Origin of the sequence: Gordonia malaquae, from assembly GCF_037148075.1 — a bacterium.
In the GTDB taxonomy this organism is placed as follows: Bacteria; Actinomycetota; Actinomycetes; order Mycobacteriales; family Mycobacteriaceae; genus Gordonia; species Gordonia malaquae.
In genome coordinates this window covers 45,406-60,943 of the sequence record NZ_JBBCUB010000008.1, presented here as the reverse complement: position 1 = coordinate 60,943, position 15,538 = coordinate 45,406, and the positions used below count along the sequence as shown (strand labels likewise).

The following is a 15,538-nucleotide window of genomic DNA, read 5'->3' as shown; positions in this document are numbered from 1 at the left end:
CATCGCGTGCTTCTCTGAGCTGAGGGTCACGACGTCGAGTGGAGAGCGTGGTGAGTTGCTCGCTGCTGTCGAGCGGTCGACGGCACGGGCGGCAGCGGCGCGGAAGCAGGCCGATGAGGGACCCTGCCGTCCGCCGGGAGCGCGCGCGAGGAGATCGCGAAGGCGGCCGGAACACGCCGGAATCAGCATTCGTAGCCGATATATATGGCGTGAAACTGGGTGTAAGTTGCGCCGATAGAGGGGTCTATCCAGTTGCTCTGTGCAGCGAGGTGAAGCTGGGGTACAGTATCGGTTGTAGGCGGGTGAATGTACCGCCTGACCGTCGAAATATACGACCTTCGAGCTTCGTCCTTCCCCGGCATTGTGGTGGGCGAACGGCCCGGGCGTCTGAGACGGCGAAGGCACTCCTGAGAGGCTGAGGCGTTCGCAGTATCGATCTGTCATGTGTTTCTGAAGTTCCATTTTCGTGATGACAGCTGCGATCGCGCTTGCCGGGGAGTGCATTCTATGTCGCAGCTGGATACCGAAAGGACCAGAACAATGGCCACTTCCTCTACTCGCCGCGACACTCTGGTGCGTGCTCTTCGTGGTGCCCGCCCGGACTTCACGCTGACGAACGCGCGGTCGTTCGCCGACCTTGTGATCGCCGCTCCCGGTGACGTGTTCAAGGCCTCGCCGCTGACATTCGTCCCGCGTGATGGTGATCCGGTCGCGTCCTCGCATGTCCAGGTCGGGCGTTCGGACAAGATTGAAGCGTTGGACCAGATCCAGCAGAAGATCGACGAGGCTGACCTGCCCGAGCAGGTGAAGAGTCGGCTGGATGCGTATGTGATGGGTGTGCGCTTGGCTGCGAGCCAGGAGCGTCTTGGCGAGATCGCCCGTGAGGCTACGGTGCGGATCGCGATCGTGGCCGGGCAGGCTTCGGCTGCTGTCGCGGCCGGTCTGGCGGCGGAGATCGCGCGCGTTGAAGGCAGGATCTCGACGGACACTGTCGTCGAGGTCGGTCAGACCAGTCTGCTGGGCAACACCGTGGTCGAGACCAGCGTGCGGGTCGGGCAGGCCTGCGCTGATGCGCGTGACGGTGTTTTGCTGATCACCGGGGTCGATAAGCGTGCGGTCGAGCTGGATGAGGTGTCGCTGCGGCGTCCACCGGTGGTGGTGCTCGCCGGTTCCCGTGAGGGCCTGGATGGGTTCTTCGTTGCTGCGCCGCCTGCCGCCGCCCACGAGTTCGGGTGGCCGGTGTCCTCTGGTGGTTCGTCGGAGCTGGAGGAGTCGACTGCGCCTGTCGTTGGTGGTGTCGAACGTGCGCGGGCTGTCATCGAGGCCACCGGTCTCCCCGAGGCGGTCAAGTTCGAACTGCACACGATCGTTGATTCGGGGCGGTTGGCAGCGGATCTGCGTGATCGGGGTCTCCTCGGTGCGTCGGCGGCATTGTTCAGTGCGGTGCGCCATCAGGGGTTTGCGGGCGAGCCCGGCACGGGCAAGACCACCGCGGCGCGGGCTGTCACCGAGGCGCTCTACAACGTCGGGCTCGTCACGAGCGCTACGGCGGTTGAGGTTCGGCGGGCTGACCTTGTCGGAAAGTACGAGGGGCATACCGCTGCGAATGTTCGCGACATCGTCAACATTGCCCGGGGCGGGGTTCTCATCGTTGATGAGCCTGAGGAGCTGGTTGCTCGCGGGACAGCGTCGGATCAGGATCCGTTCGGTAAGGAGGCGGCAGCCGGGCTGGTGGCGGCGATGAAGGGCGGTGAGCTGTTGGTGATCTTCACGGGCCAGCGTTCGGGCCTGGAGCGGTTCTTCGCCGAGGTTCCTGGTGCAGCTACTGGGGTTGGCTCGGTGGTGTACTTCCCGAAGGTGACCGCGTCCGATGTCGCGGCGGCAGTGGGGCGTGTTGCTGCAGGCCGGGGTCTGAGTATCGATCAGCCGGAACATTTGAACCGGGTGGCGGAGGCGTTGGCCGGTGCGATGTACCGGGGGTCGATGATCCGCTCGGGGAACTACTGGGCGGCTCGAAATCTCGTCGATGATGCGTGGGCGAGCACTGCCAATCGTTTGCGTGATGCCGATGACCTGTCGGCGTTGAGTGACGAGGAGCTGATGCGGATCGGTGTCGACGACCTGGTGGCGTCGGCGCGCAAGATCGCGGCCCATCTTGGTTCGGGCGATCAGGCCTGACGGGTCCTGGTATAGAGCGTGTGCGGCGTGCGGGGTGCTGGGTTGGGCTTCGCACGCCGCGCGCGGAAGCCCTCGGGCTGTCCCGCCAACGCGTGTATCAGATCATCCGCGGGATCAGGTAGCCAGCTCTCGCTGGAATCGAAACGACGAGACGCCCCAGCCCGCAGGTTGAGGCGCCTCGCCAAACAACAACTACTCCTGGTAGCCGTTTTCCATGGAGAGCGTAGCGCATTCGTCGGCCGCCGCGTGCTGGGTGCGTCAACTCTCATGCGTCGCTGCATCCAGTTGTTGACAAACGGTAGACGGTGTCTCTGAATCTGATACAGTGTCTTGTGGATCAACACACTATGGGGAGTAGGTAGACCGATGAGCAGCAACCTCGACCGCGTGCAGGAACTGGCAGCCAAGCTCGCCAACACCCCGTACATATGGGGAGGGCCAGGGCTCCAATCAGGATCATCCCTCGGCCCCTCGGAAGCGCAGACGCCCGGCGCCGCGCCGCGTCCGCCTATGGACTTCGAGAGCATGCGTAAGATCCCCGCTGAGCAGGCCGAACTAGGCGACTTCGTCGTCACGGCTGACGGCGAGGTCGGTATCTGGATGAGCCCGGGCAAGATGGTCCGCCCCGGCCCGACGGTCGTCGACATCGACCCGACCTCGACGATCCGCCGCCGGGACTGACCACCATGACCACGCTCCTGGAGCTGATCTCCACGCACCCGACCGTCACCGCGACATCGATGGGCGACTTCGCCCAGCGCGTCGGAGTGAGCCGCGCGACCCTGTACCGGTGGGACAGCCGGATGCCGCCGCCGGAGGTCATGCGCCGGGTCGCCGACGCACTCGACGTGCCCTACGGGCAGGTCCTGGCCGCGGGTCTGCGGTCGACTGGGCACATCGACACTGTCGATGATCTCCTGGTCGGCCTGCAGGTGCACGTGGTGAACTGCGTCGACCGGGACAGTGAGCGGTCCCGGACTGTCGCGGCGTACGCCACCGAGGCCGAGATGAAGCTGCTCGTCGACAACGACAGCACGTACAGGTTCGAGATGGAAGGTCAGACGGTCACCATCGCCGCGCGGGCGCCACGCCTCCCGAACCAGTACTTCGCCCAGCTGAACCGCGAGGGAACGACCGCGGGGCCGAGCGGGAAGGTCTGCGTGGATTCGCACTCGGCATTGACCGGGCCCACCCTCTTCGACGAGCTGTCCGATGATGAGCTGGCCGCCACTGGTGCGATGAGGCCGCCGTTCATCGTCGTGTCCAACGGCTACGTCATGCGGATCGAAACCCGCGGCTTCGACGAAGTCCTCGCCCAGAAGATGATCGCGAGAGCAGCGTCCCTGCTGCACGATCGGATCGCCCCGCCGAACGTCGACTTCGGAACCGTCGAGAATCTGCCTGCCTACGACGCTGACCTTCCACCGGGGGTCCGTGAACGTGGCCCGTTCCACAGCTCGCGCACCCTGGAGATCGCAGTGCAGGACCTGCTCTCGCCCGAGGAGATCGCTCAGGCGGCGGCCGCCTACCGCGCCGCGCGCGAGGTGTACAAGGTCGCGGTTCGCGAGATCGCAGTCTTCGACGAGATCCTGGAAGCGTCCTTGGACGACGACGAGGAGCGGACCTGGACGTTCAAGACCACCGTGCTCCCGGTTGCCGCGGTCGACGAGGGCGAACCGCTGTGGACCCGCGACCATTCGGAGGTAGGACGATGACCGTCGCCATGATTGGGATCGCCGTGTTCGGGCTGATCCTGTGCGTGTGGGCCGCAACGTCAGCGGCCAATAGGCGATTCGCGGCGGTGTACCTCATGCTCGCGGCGGCCCACGGCGCGATACTCGCGATCCTCCTGCTCGCCTCGCCCAAGAATGGCGGCCAGACGGGCGCTTCGCAGATCGGCCGATTCGTCTCGACGCACAGTGCCCTGTCCTGGATCGTGGCGGGAGTCATCGTCGCGGTCGTGCTGGCGATGATCGCCCGCACGCTGGGCGGTCGCGCCACCGGCGGGCAGGCTCTCGACATGTTCGAGGCTGACGACCTGCAATGAGGGCGCCGACATTGCGATCGGTGTACCGGCTGAGGCCGTCGTGGAGCCGCCGCTACGAGCCGGACGTGTTCGTGCCGGTCGACCTTGGGCTGCTGACCGGCCTCACCGAGGGCGTGGTGGACCCGCCGGTGCACCTGTTCTGGCAGCCAGGAACGCTGGACCTGGCGATCGACGAGGATCGCCGTCGCTTCTACAGTTCGGCGCTGGCGCGCCTGGCCACCGCGGAACAGTTCAGCACGTGGGTTGACGGTGAGTCACTGCGCAGCCTGTGGCCGGTCCTGGCAATCAGGTCGTCGGTTCGCCGGGCCTGGGAGTGCATCCACCCCGACCTGCGGCAAGCATCCGCAGCGGACGGTCCGCGGCGGCGCATGCACGACACGGTTCTCGCGGCGATCGCCGACGGTGGGTTCGTGCTCAGCGAGGGCTCGACTCTCCTGGATCATGCCGTCATCGCCAGAGCAGACGCAGACGAAGGGGAGGCCTTCGTCTGCGATGCTGCGGCATTGAGCGGCGCCGCTCACGCGGTCCTGCGGGCATGCCGCGGCGAGCAGTGGACCGCGAAGCTGGTGTCCGACCTGGACCTCGACAAGCAGATCGCCGTGGTCATCGACCGGCAGGTCGTGGTCGTCCACCTGGCCCAGCACCCGCGGCCTGACGGCGGGCTTCGACTGACCTTCAGCGATGTCGGGGAGTCGACCGCTGAAACTGGCATCCCGCGCCGCCGCGAGCACACCGATCGAGTACTCGATGTCTGAGGTCATGGTCGGCCCGGGCTCGCGGTGCTGCTCAATCTGTGGGCGCTGGGGAACACGCGGATTCCGCGAAGCCGAGTCGGCTGAGGGTGTCTTCGGCGATGTCGTCTGCAGCAACGATCGAGCATGTAAGAAGCGCGCGGTCCAAGGCGGTTACCGCTGGCCGTGGAGTAACTGACCGGCCCGTAGGTCAAGGCGGGCGGGCGGTGTTCCGCCTGGGTGTCGGCCTGAACCGCCCACGTGTGTGGCCTTACCGGCGATCTGCGTGAGTGGACGTCGGATCGTAGAAGGTCAACCACTTGTCGACCGGCGGCGTCTCGTGCTCGTGAAGAGCTGCCTCGACGGACCCACCGGTCACAATGATCAGCTTCTGATTGACCGCACCGAGGATGTCGTCGATGGAATGATGCGTCGTGGCTGAGTAGGGCGTGAGGTTGTTCGTGACGATGTCGGTCGTCTCCCCGAAGCCGTACTTGCCGTCAACTCTGGTGGTGGGCGTAGTCCTCGTAGGTGTGGTGCCCGGCTCGGGCGGGCTGGCCGTCGCGTGCGAGGTCGAGGTGGCCTCCGACTGCATGGCGGCGACGAGTTCGTCGCGATCGGCGGCGAGTAGCTCCTGGGCGTCGGCGATCTCGCGTGGCGATGCGGCCGGGTCGTCAATGGCGTCGCGGGCCAGCACGAGTAGACCGTCGACGTAGGCCTCAGGGTCGTCGACGGGCGAGCCGAACAGAAATGTGGACACGCTCACGCCTCCCTTCTCTGTCCAGTGTGCACCATCGCGAGGCGTTTGATCACGTGGCGGATTCGGCATCTCGGCGCGAGCGGTAGCTGCGCCAGACGGTGGAGGCCTCGTTGAGTTCGGATTTTCGTTGCTCGGCGACGACGGCTAGGAGGCTGGCATCGTCGAGTTCGGCGGCCTCGGTGCGGATGTTCTTCACGATCTCGGCCAGGACGTCGGCGCTGACAGCACTGGGGTGCTCGGCTGTCCAGATGTACCGGCTCCACAGTTGCTCGCGGCGCCGATAGACACGGTCCGCCTCCAGTATTTCCTGGTGCTTCTGTGTGTCGGCGGTGCGGTTTCTGCTGACCTGGACGGCCGTGAGGATTCCGACAACCAGCGCGGCCAGTGCAGCAAATCCAGGGGATGTGATGAATGCCCCGAGGCCGTGGCCGATCTCCCAGAGTGCTCTGGAGTTCGACTCCCACGCGAGGACGGTCATAGATCGACGCTACCGCCTGGCTTGAAGTGGGCTGTCGCGCGGCCCGGGGAGCCCGATCTTTCTGGAGGGCTGTGGCGGCTGAATCTTGCGGGACTGGTCCAGCATGATGTACGGTCCTTCATGCGGGACCAGTCCCGCATGAAAACGAGCGTCACCGAGACGCACCTTCAACGAGAAGAGGAACACCATGACCATCCCGACCTTCGGCAGCAGCACCACGCTGGCCCAGCCCGAGACCATCACCCGACACGCCGCAGCAGTGCAGCTCGGCATCACCCACAAGTCCCTGTCGATGCTGATCACCGCAGGCATCCTGACCGAGCCCCTGCTGCGCGCCGACGTCGACGCACTGGCCGCCCGCGACCGGCTCGTCGGCCGCAGCGGCGAACTCACCGTCCTGCGGATCGGCGCCCTGACTCCGGCCAGCGACCCCGGCCGCCAGTTCATCGGCTTCGCCGCCGACATCGACGACCAGCAGCTCGCCGACGCCACGCTCGGCATGTGGCGCGCGAACCCCGAACGGGTCATCGGCAACCGCCTGTACGCGGTGGCGATGCGGACGATCCCCGTCGCATTGTTCGCGATCACCGGCTGCCCGAACATCGACGCTCCGCTCGTCGACGACAGCGGGAAGCTGCGGTACCGCTTCGACGGTGAACTCCTGGCCCGGATCGAACCGGCCGCCGGTCGGCCCGGTCAGCCGACGTCGACGGCGGAGAACACGATCGACGGCCACGGGGTGGTCCCGTCGAGCTTCTGGGTCCGCAGCACCGTCGACGCCAGCAGCCCGTACCGCGCGGCCGTCGAAGCCATCATGACCAGCCGGATCGCCGTCGACAGCGGCGGCCCGGTCGGCTACCTGAGCGGCCCCGCGTAACCCGCCCCCTTGTCGGCCCCCGCCACGCGTCTGTGGCGGGGGCCGACGTCTGCGTGCACGGGTGGCCGCCTGACGAAGGGTCCGTACCGGGGAGGCTATGCGCCCCGGAGGGGCGTACTGGAGGCGCTGAGCGGGACGAAGCCTTCCGCAGTAGAGGTCACACAGTAAGGGATCTACCGGCTATCGTGGGCGGATGACGGTACAGCAAGAACGGCTTGGGGCTCTGTTGGGGCACCGGCTGACGGCGGTGCGTATCGGCGAGATCCTCAACGTCACCGAGAAGACTGCACGCAAGCGCCTGCATGACGGCCTGGCCGCGGGCGACGTGATCGCCATCTGCAGAGCAGTGGGCGTGAACCCGGTCGAGGCGCTGGTCCAACTGGAACTGCTGACCACCGGCGAAGTGACCGACTTCGTCGACGCTGACGGCGTGCTCCTGGGGACGGCGACCCAACAGCAGCTGGTCGTCGAGCTGGCCGACCGGTCGATAAGTACCGCAGAGCTGGGCGCGTTGATCGCTCGTCGGTCCAGCTGAGACAAGATCTGCGGGGAAGTCGAACCCGTCGACGTCGACGGGCCGCGGTGATCGTCATGACCGCAGGTGGTCAGGGCTCCAGGTGGCGGGCGGCCAGGAGCGCACGAACTACTCTGCGCACGACGTCGCGTTCGGCGTCGGTCAGCTTGCCTGCTTCGTCGGGGAGGATGAACGGCTCGAACTCCGCCGCCGGTTCGCCTCGCAGTTCGCGGAGCTTCGCGACCGAGATCCCGAGTGCATCGGCAACCTGGCGGAGGGAATCTTCGCTGGTGCCGCTACCTCGAAGTACGCGGCGCAGGCGGTTGTGGTTCATGTCGGCACGAGCTGCGAGCGGCCGGTACCCGAATTCCACTCCGATCGCGTCGAAGTAGGGGCGCCACTGCTCGGGTGGGAGTCCAGATGTGCTCATTGGTCGTCGGTCTCCTCGGGCTGTCCCTGGCTGGTTCGTGGCGGGTTCCACTGGTCGATGGTGGCGGGGAGCCAGCCGCGGTTGCGGCCGATGATGGCGTCGTGTGGTGGGAACTGGTTGCGGCGGATGTAGCTGGTCACGGTGTTGAGGGGGCAGCCGAGCCGCTCGGCCGCCTGTCCTGCGCTGAGGTAGACGGTCGGGCGGTTCGGCGTGCGTTTGCGGCCGGTCACTTCGCGGTGAGGCGGTCGTACTTGGCGCGGCAGCGGTCGCAGATCGGGATGGCGCCGAGTGCGGGGACGTCGAGGGTTCCGGTGGCGGGGTGGTCGCAGAGTGCGAACCACTGGCAGGTGTCGGCCATGGTGGGGTGTCCTTTCGGTGGGGCGGGTGGGTTTAGAGGGCGCCGGTCCGGGCGTTGAGGGCGAGGCGTTCGATGTCGCCGTCGGGCAGGCCGAGATCGCGGGCGACGGTTCGGGCGGTGGCCAGGTCGGCTGCGCGGACGTTCACGGCGGCCGTGATCTGCTCGTCGGTGGCGGTGAGGTCGGTGATCAGCGCCGACAGGCGTAGAGCCGCGGTGTTGGCGTCATCGAAGTGGGCGAGGATGCGGTCGGCGTTCGTGGTGGTGATGCCGGTTGCCGATGCGAGTTCGGCGGCGGTGATGTGCACGGGTTGTCTCCTGGGGTGTGGTTGTTGCTCCACCCATTATGCACATATATATGTGCAACGTACAGAGGGTTCTGAACATTCACGGCAACGGCACCGGGCGGTGCCGCCTTGATACATTCGCCAGGAACAATGCGGAACTAGCGAGGAGGCCTGGAATGAGCGCCGAGCTGCGAAAGCCGACCACTGACTCGACACGGCTCCTCGACCTACTCGCCGCGCACGAGGAGTCGATCCGTGCAGTCCTCGCGGCCGCTGGCATCACCGACGTGTGGATTGTTGGGCCGCTCGCCGACGGCAGTGCTCGACCCGACAGCACCATCGATTTACTCGTCCGGTTCGAGGAGCATGACCACGCGCACGCCGCCGACATCGCGCAGCAGCTCCACGAGATCACCGGCACCTCATTCAGGATCAACAGCGATAGCGGCGGGGAGTCTGTCGCGGCAGCGTCAGCCCGCCAAGGCGGGGTGCGGCTCGACGAGATCGCGGCGACCTACGCTGCTCGATCCGAGGCGTACTACGACGAGCTGTCCCGGGCGTTCGAGAACGGAGAGTTCACCGTCGTCGGCGACATCGAGATCGGTCCTGCGGCGAATCGGAAGCGATAGCCCATCAACTAGGAGCGTGGTGCGGCGAGTTAGTCGGCGAGCATCTCAACGGCTGCGCCGTGCGTGTCGGCGTACCGGCGGGCATCATCCAGCTCGTCATCGGCGAAAGACCTGACAGAGTCGGGCTTCCCCTCGGGCCGCACGATCGCGACCAGCTCACTGAGGGGGCGTCGGCGCCTCTTGCCGTTGTCGGACATCAGGTGCTCCCAGGGACGAGAAGGCGAATAGTGCAGATCCAGACGAATCGTACTCCGCGGGAGTGCGGTGCACCGGTGCCAGGCTCGCCAGACGGCACGTGCGCCGCATGGTCCGGCCGGTAGTGTTGATGCTGCCCAGGGCACTAGCTCTCGGGAAGTGGCCCGGCAGCCTTCCGGACGGTTGGTGAGCCGGGTTTCGCGTATCTACGGCCAGGTTCAGCCTGGCCCCCGCGAGGCAGTTCCGCGGCGAGTCGGTCGGGCATCGGTCCGCTCGTGGTCGAGCGGCGGGATAGGGCGCGGCTGGGCGGGTGCTGTCCGTACGCTGGAGGAATGCCGAAAGCTGTTGCGGTACCGGGTTCGCTCGCCCTGCGTGAGGCGATCGAGGCGCATCGTGGCGAGTTCCGGGCGCTGCTGGAGAAGTACGGTGCGACCAGTCCCAAGCTCTTCGACGTGGGTACTTCTGATGCTGGGTGCTGCGGCGCCGAGGCGGGTGTTCTTGTGGAGATGTTCGCGCGGGACGGAAACCTTCTCATGCGAGCATCTGGGCTGATGGAGGAGGTTCGGGTGCTGGTTGGGCGTGATGATGTCGCCGTGTTCCCGGTGCAGCTGCTCAGGGGTGAGGTACGGGAGTCGGTAGTTGATCGGGCTGTCGATTGCGTCGGCCTGCCAGCAACTGAAAGGCACTGATAGTATCAGGCGGTATAGCTGCTGTATTTCCACCACAACTGACAGGACACCACTGACCATGGCTGAAGAACTGCTCGTCGAAGCGATCGCGCCGCACGTCGACCTCTACCGCGACCCCGAGACCGGCCTGGCGTTCGCCAAGGACCGCAGCGCAGGAGTCCTCAACACCGTGCACCCGAGCATCGACGCCTCCGGCTCGGTCGCAGGAATGGTCGACCGCGGCTACTGGTCGAAGGGTGACCACACCATCAAGGTCAACGGATTCATCTACAACATCGACCTGCTCGTCATCAGTGACGACGTCGACCGGATCGTCGTCCAGCACTGCCAGTGCGGCGGCGCACACAACTGACCCGCTCACCGCCGCCGTCGCTCACGGTCGGTGCTGCAGCCCTTCGATAGCGATAGGAACATCCCAATGGCTCTGATTGACACGAACCTGGCCTCCCCGCACCTCAAAGATCTTCTGCGCCGCGACGGCAAGACCGTGCGGATCGACTACGCGGCCAACAGTGGCGGCTACGAGGCGAACGTGTACTTCACGACCAAAGACGGCGGCGCGCTGGCCATCGATACCGTCATCGCCGAGATCAACGAGGTCGACTTCACCGACGAATCCGACGGCCAGTGGTACATCGTCGGCTACGACGTCAACTACGAGGACGCCAGCCTCGTCGACGACCACACCGGCAAGCCTATTCCTGCCGCCTACGCGGACTGACCCTGCGCCGGGATCTTCCGTGAGTGCCACCGGGCAGCCGCCGTCCTACGCCGAGTTCGCCGACATCTGGCGTACCCGGCCAGACATCAGTGGTGACCCGTCGTTCGCGATCCGTGCGTTGCGGCAGTCGGTCCTGCACGCCCAGAGCATGCCGTCGGGGCCGGAGTTGGATTGGTTCCACCGTGAGCCCGCCCCGACCGGCGTTCTCGGGTGGGATGCACTGCTGGCGGGAGTCGCGGTGTTCACCGGTGCGGGCAGGGTGTCGGCGGGAACGCTGGACTGGTGCCGGGCGCCGGGCCGGTGGAGTCGGGAGTTGTTCGACCCGCTCGGCGTCGACCAGAAGTACCTGCTGCTGGAGAGTCTGCGGACACCAGCGGCGCTGCGGGAACGCAACGTCATTCTGGCCATCGGGAACCTCCAAGGCCTCTAAGGGAGAGGACACCTTCGTCCATGATCGAATTCACTGCCGCCGACATCGAAGAGCTGCTGGGCGCGCTCGAAGAGGAGCTGCGCCGTCGCGGGCTGGGCGGGACGATCTTCATCGTCGGCGGCGCGGCCATGGCGCTGGCCTACAACGCATCCCGATCGACCGGCGACATCGACGGTGTCCTCCGGCCGCGCGAGGACCTCCTGGACGCGGCCGCCGCGGTCGCCGCGCGGCGAGACCTGCCCAAGCACTGGCTGTCCGACGGCGTCACCCAGATCCACATGCCCGATCGGCCGGACGAGCAGCCGGTGACCCGCGTGATCGGGCCCGCCCTGACTATCGAGATCGCCTCAGCGGAGTACGTGCTGGCGATGAAGGCGATGTCGACCCGGCACTCCGACGGTGACCTGCAGGACGCGGTCACGCTGTGCCGGATGCTGTCGATCACCGATGAAACGCAGGTCGAGCAGGTCGTCCGCAAGTACTTCGGATCACAGACATCAGTGTTCGGGTCGCAGGAACTGTGGTTCGAACGAATCGCTGACGCGGCCCGATGACCACCGACGCGACGACCTCGTCGGCTGAGGTCGCTCAGGATGATCCGGTAGGCACGCCGATCGTGGGCGGGTACTGCATCAAGCGGCTCTCCGACACCCACTGTGTCGATGTCCTGACGATGATGTTCAACTACCGGATCGTGCGCAGTCCGCGCGGCGAGCATGAGTCGCACGACATGATCGACGGCGCGTGGTGTTACTTCGGGCACGGCGTCGACGACGACGGGCGAGACCGGACGATGCCGGGAGCGCTACTGCGCGCGCACGCCGCGGCACTGGTGTGGGATGGGACTGGCCCGCCAGTGGGATTCGACAAGGAAGTCTTCGACTGCGCGAGATCGGAGAAGGGGCAGCGATGACCCTGATGATCGAGATCACGTGCGACGACTGCGGATCGTCTGAAGAGATCACCGGCGGGATGGTCCAGGGGAACCTGACCGCAGACCTCAACCCAGCCGACCAGGGCTGGTTCAGCGACGGCGGCCAGGACTACTGCCCGCAGTGCGCCGACCGCCACACAGACGACTGACCACACGCCAAAGGCACAAACGGGGGGACCATGACGGTCGAGACAGCAGCAGAGGTGCGCGGCAGAATCATCGACGCTCACAGTCGCGGACTGTTCCGCGACGCGACATTCGCCACGCTCGCGCAGATCAGCTCCGACGACGCGGCAACCATCAGCACGCTGTTGGACCGGGTCGAGAGCGCGTTGCTGGAGTTCCCGGCGATGCCTTGCGGGTTCGACCCGCTGACATACGGGCAGCAGGACTTTCAGGCGCAGGAACGACTGTGCGCGAGGATCGGTTTCGCCTTCACCGGCGATGACGACTCCGGCGATTGGGTGCGAGGGGATCTCGACGACGCGCTCTGCGTCCGGCGGGTGCAGCTCGACAGCGTCGACGACATCGCGACGATCGCCCTCGGTGGTCTGGCCTGGTACCTGCAGCAAGGTATCTCTGTCAATCGCCTGGTCAACGGGAACTATCCCGGCGGACGTGGGTTCCCGGACGTGGGCGGCCGCCGGTGACCGGCCACGACGATCTCGCGCGTCTGCGGCGTGAGCGCGACGAGGCACGGGCGGTGGCGGAGTGGAACGCCAAGGAGCGGGACTACCTCATCAAGCAGGCAGAGGCCTTCGGGATCGGCGAGTTCCGGACCACCACCCACGCGTACGAGCTGGCCGTCGCGGCGCTCGATGAGCATCGGGCTCGTGCGGACCGCGCCGAAGCGGCCGTCGCTCGGGTGCAGGCGCTGGTCGAGCACTGGGAGGGGCTCACCGCGGTGAATGTGCCGCTGTTCCTTGTGGTGGAAGCGCTCGCAGGGGCGGGCGGGGCGACGCAGTCGTCGGAGCATAGCTGAGGCGTAGAGGCCAGGGTTCCCGATCGCCTCACACTACGAATGCTTGGTGCTATTATCACGGGACAATACGTGCGAGGAATGAGGAACTATGGGCGACACAGCACTGCACACCGATGCCTCGATGGTCGACAGTGACGGCACCTACAAGGTCGTCGTCTCGACCCGGAACGTTCCCGGGTACGCACCCTGGAACAGTGGCTGGCCGACGGCTGAGGCCGCTCGCGCCTACGCCGACGAACACAACGCGAAACTCGGACTGACGCCCGACCAGGCCCGTGAAATCATCGCCTCGTCGATGGCCGCGCAACGCCGATGAGGCTGGCGCCGGGGTCGGTGCGCAGGCAGCTCGCCGTTCGGCATCAGCAGAGCATTCGGCGGGCCTACGAGTATCACGGGCGCGACGAGATCGTGCTGCTGAATCCACGGTCACGAGGCCGGATGAAAGTCGGTGCTGTGCTGATCATGTGTGGCCTCGCCGTTACGGCGTTGCTGTACGCCGCTGGCATGGGCGGGCTGGTCTTCACTGCCGGAATGGCCTTCTGGCCTGTGGTGCCAATCCTGATTGCCAGCGCAGTGCTGGCGGCCGTTGGGTATGGGGCGCCGCTGCTGCTGAAGCCGGGCACCGACCCGTTGACGCGGCGGGAGATCGAGGCGCTGCCGGTCGCGGTGCGCACTGAGCTGTGGTTGGCGCTGGCGCCGTTGATGCCCACCGGTATCGACGTAGGCGAGCCTCGCCCCTATCGGATCGGTCTGGATCGCGCATTGGCCAGCGAGCACAAGGCGTGTTGGCGGCTAGTGGAGGCAGTCCGTCGCGATGCCGCTACTGCGGTCGCCCGGCACGTGATCGCGTTCGACCCGAATCTGCGCATCGAAGGAAATCGGTCACTGGCCGGATTCGAAGACATCCTCGACGGCGAGCTTGCCGCCCTGGTCGTTGGTTCGTGCGTGACGCTGCGCGAAGTCGAAAGCGGCGCCGAAACGCAGGGCCAGGTCACCTCGATCGACGTCGACCGACGCCTGATCGAGATCACCGTCGACTGGGAGTCGCTGACGGTGCGTTAGGCGGGCGAATCGGCTTGTCCTGCTTCGGCGATTTCTCTCTCGTGGAGGTCGGCCGCGAGGGCTTGGTAGACGCGGCGGCAGGAGGCCATGAGATCGGCCACGGCCCACACTCGGTCGACGTGCTGGGCGAGTACCTCTGGGCTTGTTCGTGGTGGTGTCGTTTCGGGGGCGATCTGTGCCTCCGCCGCGGTAACGACCGCCAGGAGTTCTTTGCGTATCGGGTTTCCGGGTGGGAGCTGGTGGTGGATCGCGAGCAGCTCGCGCTGCACGGTCTGCAGGTAGTCATTCCACGTCGCGTTGTCGGTGAGTCCGGTCTCGGGTGCATCGGGAACAGGCTTGCCCCCTGTTGCGAGGATTAGCTTCACCGACCCGTGGCGCCACCGTAGGGCGTGTTCGAGCGCGGACCGCGTTGCAGTGCTGATGGTTGTGGTCCGCTGGTTTTCGATCTCGCGGAGCTTCGCCGTTGATGGGCCGCCGTTGTCCTGCACGTCCTGCTGGCTCATCGCGAGTTCTTCTCGGCGTGCCCGGATGGCGGTGGCCAGTGCTGCCCAGTCGTCGGTCATGGTGGAGATCTTACCGGTCAATCCGATAGATTATCGATAGATCTATCGATACCCTGTCGGTCGATGGATGCGGGGTGTCACCGAACTGCGGGGGTGTTGGTGGCGGCGACACGGCTGATGATCGACCATGCGGTGGTCATCTCGGCGGTGACGTCGGTGCCGTGCTGGCGGACCCAGGTCAGGCGTGGCTGGCGGCCATTGATGTGCGTGGTGACGGGGAGAGTCTCGATGTCGCTCGCGGACACCTCACGCGCCTCGGTGAGGGTGAAGGTCGCGTCGAAGAGCAGGAACACCGAGGTGTCGAAATCGAGGGATCGGAACGGACTGAACTTCCCGGAGTTTCCGGCTGCGCGCGTTCCCATCGCCTTGACCTGGATGCGAGTGCCGTCGCGTGAGGTGATGTCGTGCGACTTCCGGCTATTGGGCTCCATGGCGCCGCCGCGAGCGGTGTGGACGATTGCTTCGGCGATGTCGCCGATCGGTTTGTTCGAGGTGCGGACCACCCCACGTGCGCGGAGTTCAGCGATGATGTCGGCATCGAGACGCAGGAGATCCTGTACCGACATACCGGTCAATGACGGATGAGGGGTGTCGGTGGTGTTCATCGGGCCTTCCCGGAGCTGGAGGTTCGCGCGGCGCGGCGGCCCTAACTATAGATGCGGTCAGTTTCTCGGCG

At 66.1% G+C, this 15,538-nt stretch carries 28 protein-coding genes; 19 read left to right on the top strand and 9 right to left on the bottom strand.

Annotated features, from left to right (window positions below; genetic code table 11):
- Positions 1-507: 507 nt before the first annotated feature.
- From WFK36_RS21650 to WFK36_RS21630, 5 genes are all read left to right on the top strand, one after another.
- The gene (locus WFK36_RS21650) at positions 508-2,178 is read left to right on the top strand and encodes an AAA family ATPase (protein ID WP_336794215.1); all 1,671 of its coding nucleotides are present in this window, start codon (positions 508-510) and stop codon (positions 2,176-2,178) included.
- 366 nt (positions 2,179-2,544) lie between these two features.
- Positions 2,545-2,859, top strand: coding sequence for a hypothetical protein (locus WFK36_RS21645; RefSeq protein ID WP_336794213.1), 315 nt, complete (start codon positions 2,545-2,547; stop codon positions 2,857-2,859).
- Positions 2,860-2,864: 5 nt separating this feature from the next.
- Positions 2,865-3,893 (top strand): helix-turn-helix domain-containing protein, encoded by a 1,029-nt coding sequence (locus tag WFK36_RS21640; RefSeq protein WP_336794212.1) that lies wholly within the window; start codon positions 2,865-2,867, stop codon positions 3,891-3,893.
- On the top strand, positions 3,890-4,225 hold the full coding sequence (locus WFK36_RS21635) for a hypothetical protein (RefSeq protein WP_336794211.1): 336 nt from the start codon (positions 3,890-3,892) through the stop codon (positions 4,223-4,225). Before WFK36_RS21640 ends, WFK36_RS21635 begins: the two co-directional genes overlap by 4 nt.
- Complete coding sequence (locus WFK36_RS21630) at positions 4,222-4,980, top strand: hypothetical protein (protein ID WP_336794209.1); 759 nt, start codon at positions 4,222-4,224, stop codon at positions 4,978-4,980. Before WFK36_RS21635 ends, WFK36_RS21630 begins: the two co-directional genes overlap by 4 nt.
- A gap of 247 nt (positions 4,981-5,227) precedes the next feature.
- Here WFK36_RS21630 and WFK36_RS21625 read toward each other — a convergent pair whose 3' ends face one another.
- Together WFK36_RS21625 and WFK36_RS21620 are read right to left on the bottom strand one after the other, a co-directional pair.
- Positions 5,228-5,716 (bottom strand): hypothetical protein, encoded by a 489-nt coding sequence (locus WFK36_RS21625; protein ID WP_336794207.1) that lies wholly within the window; start codon positions 5,714-5,716, stop codon positions 5,228-5,230.
- A 49-nt stretch (positions 5,717-5,765) separates the two neighbouring features.
- Positions 5,766-6,194: a hypothetical protein gene (locus WFK36_RS21620; RefSeq protein ID WP_336794205.1), complete on the bottom strand. Its 429-nt coding sequence runs from the start codon at positions 6,192-6,194 to the stop codon at positions 5,766-5,768.
- Between the two features lie 187 nt (positions 6,195-6,381).
- On the opposite strand from WFK36_RS21620, the gene WFK36_RS21615 reads away from it, so the two are divergent.
- Positions 6,382-7,071 (top strand): hypothetical protein, encoded by a 690-nt coding sequence (locus WFK36_RS21615; RefSeq protein WP_336794204.1) that lies wholly within the window; start codon positions 6,382-6,384, stop codon positions 7,069-7,071.
- A gap of 193 nt (positions 7,072-7,264) precedes the next feature.
- Positions 7,265-7,606 carry a hypothetical protein gene (locus WFK36_RS21610; RefSeq protein WP_336794202.1) on the top strand — a complete coding sequence of 114 codons (342 nt, stop codon included), beginning with the start codon at positions 7,265-7,267 and terminating at the stop codon, positions 7,604-7,606.
- A gap of 70 nt (positions 7,607-7,676) precedes the next feature.
- On the opposite strand, the gene WFK36_RS21605 is transcribed toward WFK36_RS21610, so the two are convergent.
- The 4 genes from WFK36_RS21605 to WFK36_RS21590 are packed head-to-tail and all read right to left on the bottom strand — an operon-like array spanning position 7,677 to position 8,678.
- Positions 7,677-8,015 (bottom strand): hypothetical protein, encoded by a 339-nt coding sequence (locus WFK36_RS21605; RefSeq protein WP_336794201.1) that lies wholly within the window; start codon positions 8,013-8,015, stop codon positions 7,677-7,679.
- Positions 8,012-8,245, bottom strand: coding sequence for a helix-turn-helix transcriptional regulator (locus WFK36_RS21600; RefSeq protein WP_336794199.1), 234 nt, complete (start codon positions 8,243-8,245; stop codon positions 8,012-8,014). The genes WFK36_RS21605 and WFK36_RS21600 overlap by 4 nt, the downstream gene beginning before the upstream one ends.
- A complete protein-coding gene (locus WFK36_RS21595; protein WP_336794197.1) occupies positions 8,242-8,373 on the bottom strand; it encodes a hypothetical protein in 132 nt (43 codons plus the stop codon). The genes WFK36_RS21600 and WFK36_RS21595 overlap by 4 nt, the downstream gene beginning before the upstream one ends.
- 32 nt (positions 8,374-8,405) lie before the next feature.
- Positions 8,406-8,678, bottom strand: a complete 273-nt coding sequence (locus WFK36_RS21590; protein WP_336794196.1) for a hypothetical protein — start codon at positions 8,676-8,678, stop codon at positions 8,406-8,408.
- A 155-nt stretch (positions 8,679-8,833) separates the two neighbouring features.
- Here WFK36_RS21590 and WFK36_RS21585 point away from each other — a divergent pair, with 155 nt between their 5' ends.
- Positions 8,834-9,286 (top strand): hypothetical protein, encoded by a 453-nt coding sequence (locus WFK36_RS21585; RefSeq protein ID WP_336794195.1) that lies wholly within the window; start codon positions 8,834-8,836, stop codon positions 9,284-9,286.
- A 29-nt stretch (positions 9,287-9,315) separates the two neighbouring features.
- Here the strand turns inward: WFK36_RS21585 and WFK36_RS21580 are convergent, their stop codons facing one another.
- Positions 9,316-9,483: a hypothetical protein gene (locus WFK36_RS21580; protein ID WP_336794193.1), complete on the bottom strand. Its 168-nt coding sequence runs from the start codon at positions 9,481-9,483 to the stop codon at positions 9,316-9,318.
- A gap of 330 nt (positions 9,484-9,813) precedes the next feature.
- Between WFK36_RS21580 and WFK36_RS21575 the strand changes: the two genes are divergently transcribed.
- The 11 genes from WFK36_RS21575 (at position 9,814) to WFK36_RS21525 (ending at position 14,299) form a co-directional block, all read left to right on the top strand.
- Positions 9,814-10,170 (top strand): nucleotidyltransferase, encoded by a 357-nt coding sequence (locus WFK36_RS21575; protein ID WP_336794192.1) that lies wholly within the window; start codon positions 9,814-9,816, stop codon positions 10,168-10,170.
- A gap of 58 nt (positions 10,171-10,228) precedes the next feature.
- Positions 10,229-10,522, top strand: coding sequence for a hypothetical protein (locus tag WFK36_RS21570; RefSeq protein WP_336794191.1), 294 nt, complete (start codon positions 10,229-10,231; stop codon positions 10,520-10,522).
- A 66-nt stretch (positions 10,523-10,588) separates the two neighbouring features.
- Positions 10,589-10,891 carry a hypothetical protein gene (locus WFK36_RS21565; RefSeq protein ID WP_336794189.1) on the top strand — a complete coding sequence of 101 codons (303 nt, stop codon included), beginning with the start codon at positions 10,589-10,591 and terminating at the stop codon, positions 10,889-10,891.
- Positions 10,892-10,910: 19 nt separating this feature from the next.
- Positions 10,911-11,321, top strand: a complete 411-nt coding sequence (locus WFK36_RS21560; protein WP_336794187.1) for a hypothetical protein — start codon at positions 10,911-10,913, stop codon at positions 11,319-11,321.
- 20 nt (positions 11,322-11,341) lie between these two features.
- Positions 11,342-11,875 carry a hypothetical protein gene (locus WFK36_RS21555; RefSeq protein WP_336794185.1) on the top strand — a complete coding sequence of 178 codons (534 nt, stop codon included), beginning with the start codon at positions 11,342-11,344 and terminating at the stop codon, positions 11,873-11,875.
- Positions 11,872-12,234: a hypothetical protein gene (locus tag WFK36_RS21550; RefSeq protein ID WP_336794184.1), complete on the top strand. Its 363-nt coding sequence runs from the start codon at positions 11,872-11,874 to the stop codon at positions 12,232-12,234. The genes WFK36_RS21555 and WFK36_RS21550 overlap by 4 nt, the downstream gene beginning before the upstream one ends.
- The gene (locus WFK36_RS21545; protein ID WP_336794182.1) at positions 12,231-12,404 is read left to right on the top strand and encodes a hypothetical protein; all 174 of its coding nucleotides are present in this window, start codon (positions 12,231-12,233) and stop codon (positions 12,402-12,404) included. Before WFK36_RS21550 ends, WFK36_RS21545 begins: the two co-directional genes overlap by 4 nt.
- Before the next feature lie 30 nt (positions 12,405-12,434).
- Positions 12,435-12,905 (top strand): hypothetical protein, encoded by a 471-nt coding sequence (locus WFK36_RS21540; RefSeq protein WP_336794180.1) that lies wholly within the window; start codon positions 12,435-12,437, stop codon positions 12,903-12,905.
- Positions 12,902-13,237: a hypothetical protein gene (locus WFK36_RS21535; protein ID WP_336794178.1), complete on the top strand. Its 336-nt coding sequence runs from the start codon at positions 12,902-12,904 to the stop codon at positions 13,235-13,237. Before WFK36_RS21540 ends, WFK36_RS21535 begins: the two co-directional genes overlap by 4 nt.
- An 88-nt stretch (positions 13,238-13,325) precedes the next feature.
- A complete protein-coding gene (locus WFK36_RS21530; protein ID WP_336794177.1) occupies positions 13,326-13,553 on the top strand; it encodes a hypothetical protein in 228 nt (75 codons plus the stop codon).
- The gene (locus tag WFK36_RS21525; RefSeq protein WP_336794176.1) at positions 13,550-14,299 is read left to right on the top strand and encodes a hypothetical protein; all 750 of its coding nucleotides are present in this window, start codon (positions 13,550-13,552) and stop codon (positions 14,297-14,299) included. The genes WFK36_RS21530 and WFK36_RS21525 overlap by 4 nt, the downstream gene beginning before the upstream one ends.
- Here the strand turns inward: WFK36_RS21525 and WFK36_RS21520 are convergent.
- Both WFK36_RS21520 and WFK36_RS21515 read right to left on the bottom strand, forming a co-directional pair.
- Positions 14,296-14,862: a hypothetical protein gene (locus WFK36_RS21520; protein WP_336794174.1), complete on the bottom strand. Its 567-nt coding sequence runs from the start codon at positions 14,860-14,862 to the stop codon at positions 14,296-14,298. The two genes, WFK36_RS21525 and WFK36_RS21520, sit on opposite strands and share 4 nt — an antisense overlap.
- Positions 14,863-14,939: 77 nt before the next feature.
- Entirely contained in the window at positions 14,940-15,467 is a 528-nt protein-coding gene (locus WFK36_RS21515) for a DUF6998 domain-containing protein (RefSeq protein WP_336794173.1), read from the bottom strand.
- Positions 15,468-15,538: the final 71 nt, after the last annotated feature.

Bases quoted from the DNA above. Each gene is read 5' to 3' on its own strand.
- WFK36_RS21650 (WP_336794215.1), top strand. From the start codon at position 508: ATGTCGCAGCTGGATACCGAAAGGACCAGAACAATGGCCACTTCCTCT.
- WFK36_RS21645 (WP_336794213.1), top strand. From the start codon at position 2,545: ATGAGCAGCAACCTCGACCGCGTGCAGGAACTGGCAGCCAAGCTCGCC.
- WFK36_RS21640 (WP_336794212.1), top strand. From the start codon at position 2,865: ATGACCACGCTCCTGGAGCTGATCTCCACGCACCCGACCGTCACCGCG.
- WFK36_RS21635 (WP_336794211.1), top strand. From the start codon at position 3,890: ATGACCGTCGCCATGATTGGGATCGCCGTGTTCGGGCTGATCCTGTGC.
- WFK36_RS21630 (WP_336794209.1), top strand. From the start codon at position 4,222: ATGAGGGCGCCGACATTGCGATCGGTGTACCGGCTGAGGCCGTCGTGG.
- WFK36_RS21620 (WP_336794205.1), bottom strand. From the start codon at position 6,194: ATGACCGTCCTCGCGTGGGAGTCGAACTCCAGAGCACTCTGGGAGATC.
- WFK36_RS21615 (WP_336794204.1), top strand. From the start codon at position 6,382: ATGACCATCCCGACCTTCGGCAGCAGCACCACGCTGGCCCAGCCCGAG.
- WFK36_RS21610 (WP_336794202.1), top strand. From the start codon at position 7,265: ATGACGGTACAGCAAGAACGGCTTGGGGCTCTGTTGGGGCACCGGCTG.
- WFK36_RS21605 (WP_336794201.1), bottom strand. From the start codon at position 8,015: ATGAGCACATCTGGACTCCCACCCGAGCAGTGGCGCCCCTACTTCGAC.
- WFK36_RS21595 (WP_336794197.1), bottom strand. From the start codon at position 8,373: ATGGCCGACACCTGCCAGTGGTTCGCACTCTGCGACCACCCCGCCACC.
- WFK36_RS21585 (WP_336794195.1), top strand. From the start codon at position 8,834: ATGAGCGCCGAGCTGCGAAAGCCGACCACTGACTCGACACGGCTCCTC.
- WFK36_RS21580 (WP_336794193.1), bottom strand. From the start codon at position 9,483: ATGTCCGACAACGGCAAGAGGCGCCGACGCCCCCTCAGTGAGCTGGTC.
- WFK36_RS21575 (WP_336794192.1), top strand. From the start codon at position 9,814: ATGCCGAAAGCTGTTGCGGTACCGGGTTCGCTCGCCCTGCGTGAGGCG.
- WFK36_RS21570 (WP_336794191.1), top strand. From the start codon at position 10,229: ATGGCTGAAGAACTGCTCGTCGAAGCGATCGCGCCGCACGTCGACCTC.
- WFK36_RS21565 (WP_336794189.1), top strand. From the start codon at position 10,589: ATGGCTCTGATTGACACGAACCTGGCCTCCCCGCACCTCAAAGATCTT.
- WFK36_RS21555 (WP_336794185.1), top strand. From the start codon at position 11,342: ATGATCGAATTCACTGCCGCCGACATCGAAGAGCTGCTGGGCGCGCTC.
- WFK36_RS21550 (WP_336794184.1), top strand. From the start codon at position 11,872: ATGACCACCGACGCGACGACCTCGTCGGCTGAGGTCGCTCAGGATGAT.
- WFK36_RS21545 (WP_336794182.1), top strand. From the start codon at position 12,231: ATGACCCTGATGATCGAGATCACGTGCGACGACTGCGGATCGTCTGAA.
- WFK36_RS21540 (WP_336794180.1), top strand. From the start codon at position 12,435: ATGACGGTCGAGACAGCAGCAGAGGTGCGCGGCAGAATCATCGACGCT.
- WFK36_RS21530 (WP_336794177.1), top strand. From the start codon at position 13,326: ATGGGCGACACAGCACTGCACACCGATGCCTCGATGGTCGACAGTGAC.
- WFK36_RS21525 (WP_336794176.1), top strand. From the start codon at position 13,550: ATGAGGCTGGCGCCGGGGTCGGTGCGCAGGCAGCTCGCCGTTCGGCAT.
- WFK36_RS21520 (WP_336794174.1), bottom strand. From the start codon at position 14,862: ATGACCGACGACTGGGCAGCACTGGCCACCGCCATCCGGGCACGCCGA.
- WFK36_RS21515 (WP_336794173.1), bottom strand. From the start codon at position 15,467: ATGAACACCACCGACACCCCTCATCCGTCATTGACCGGTATGTCGGTA.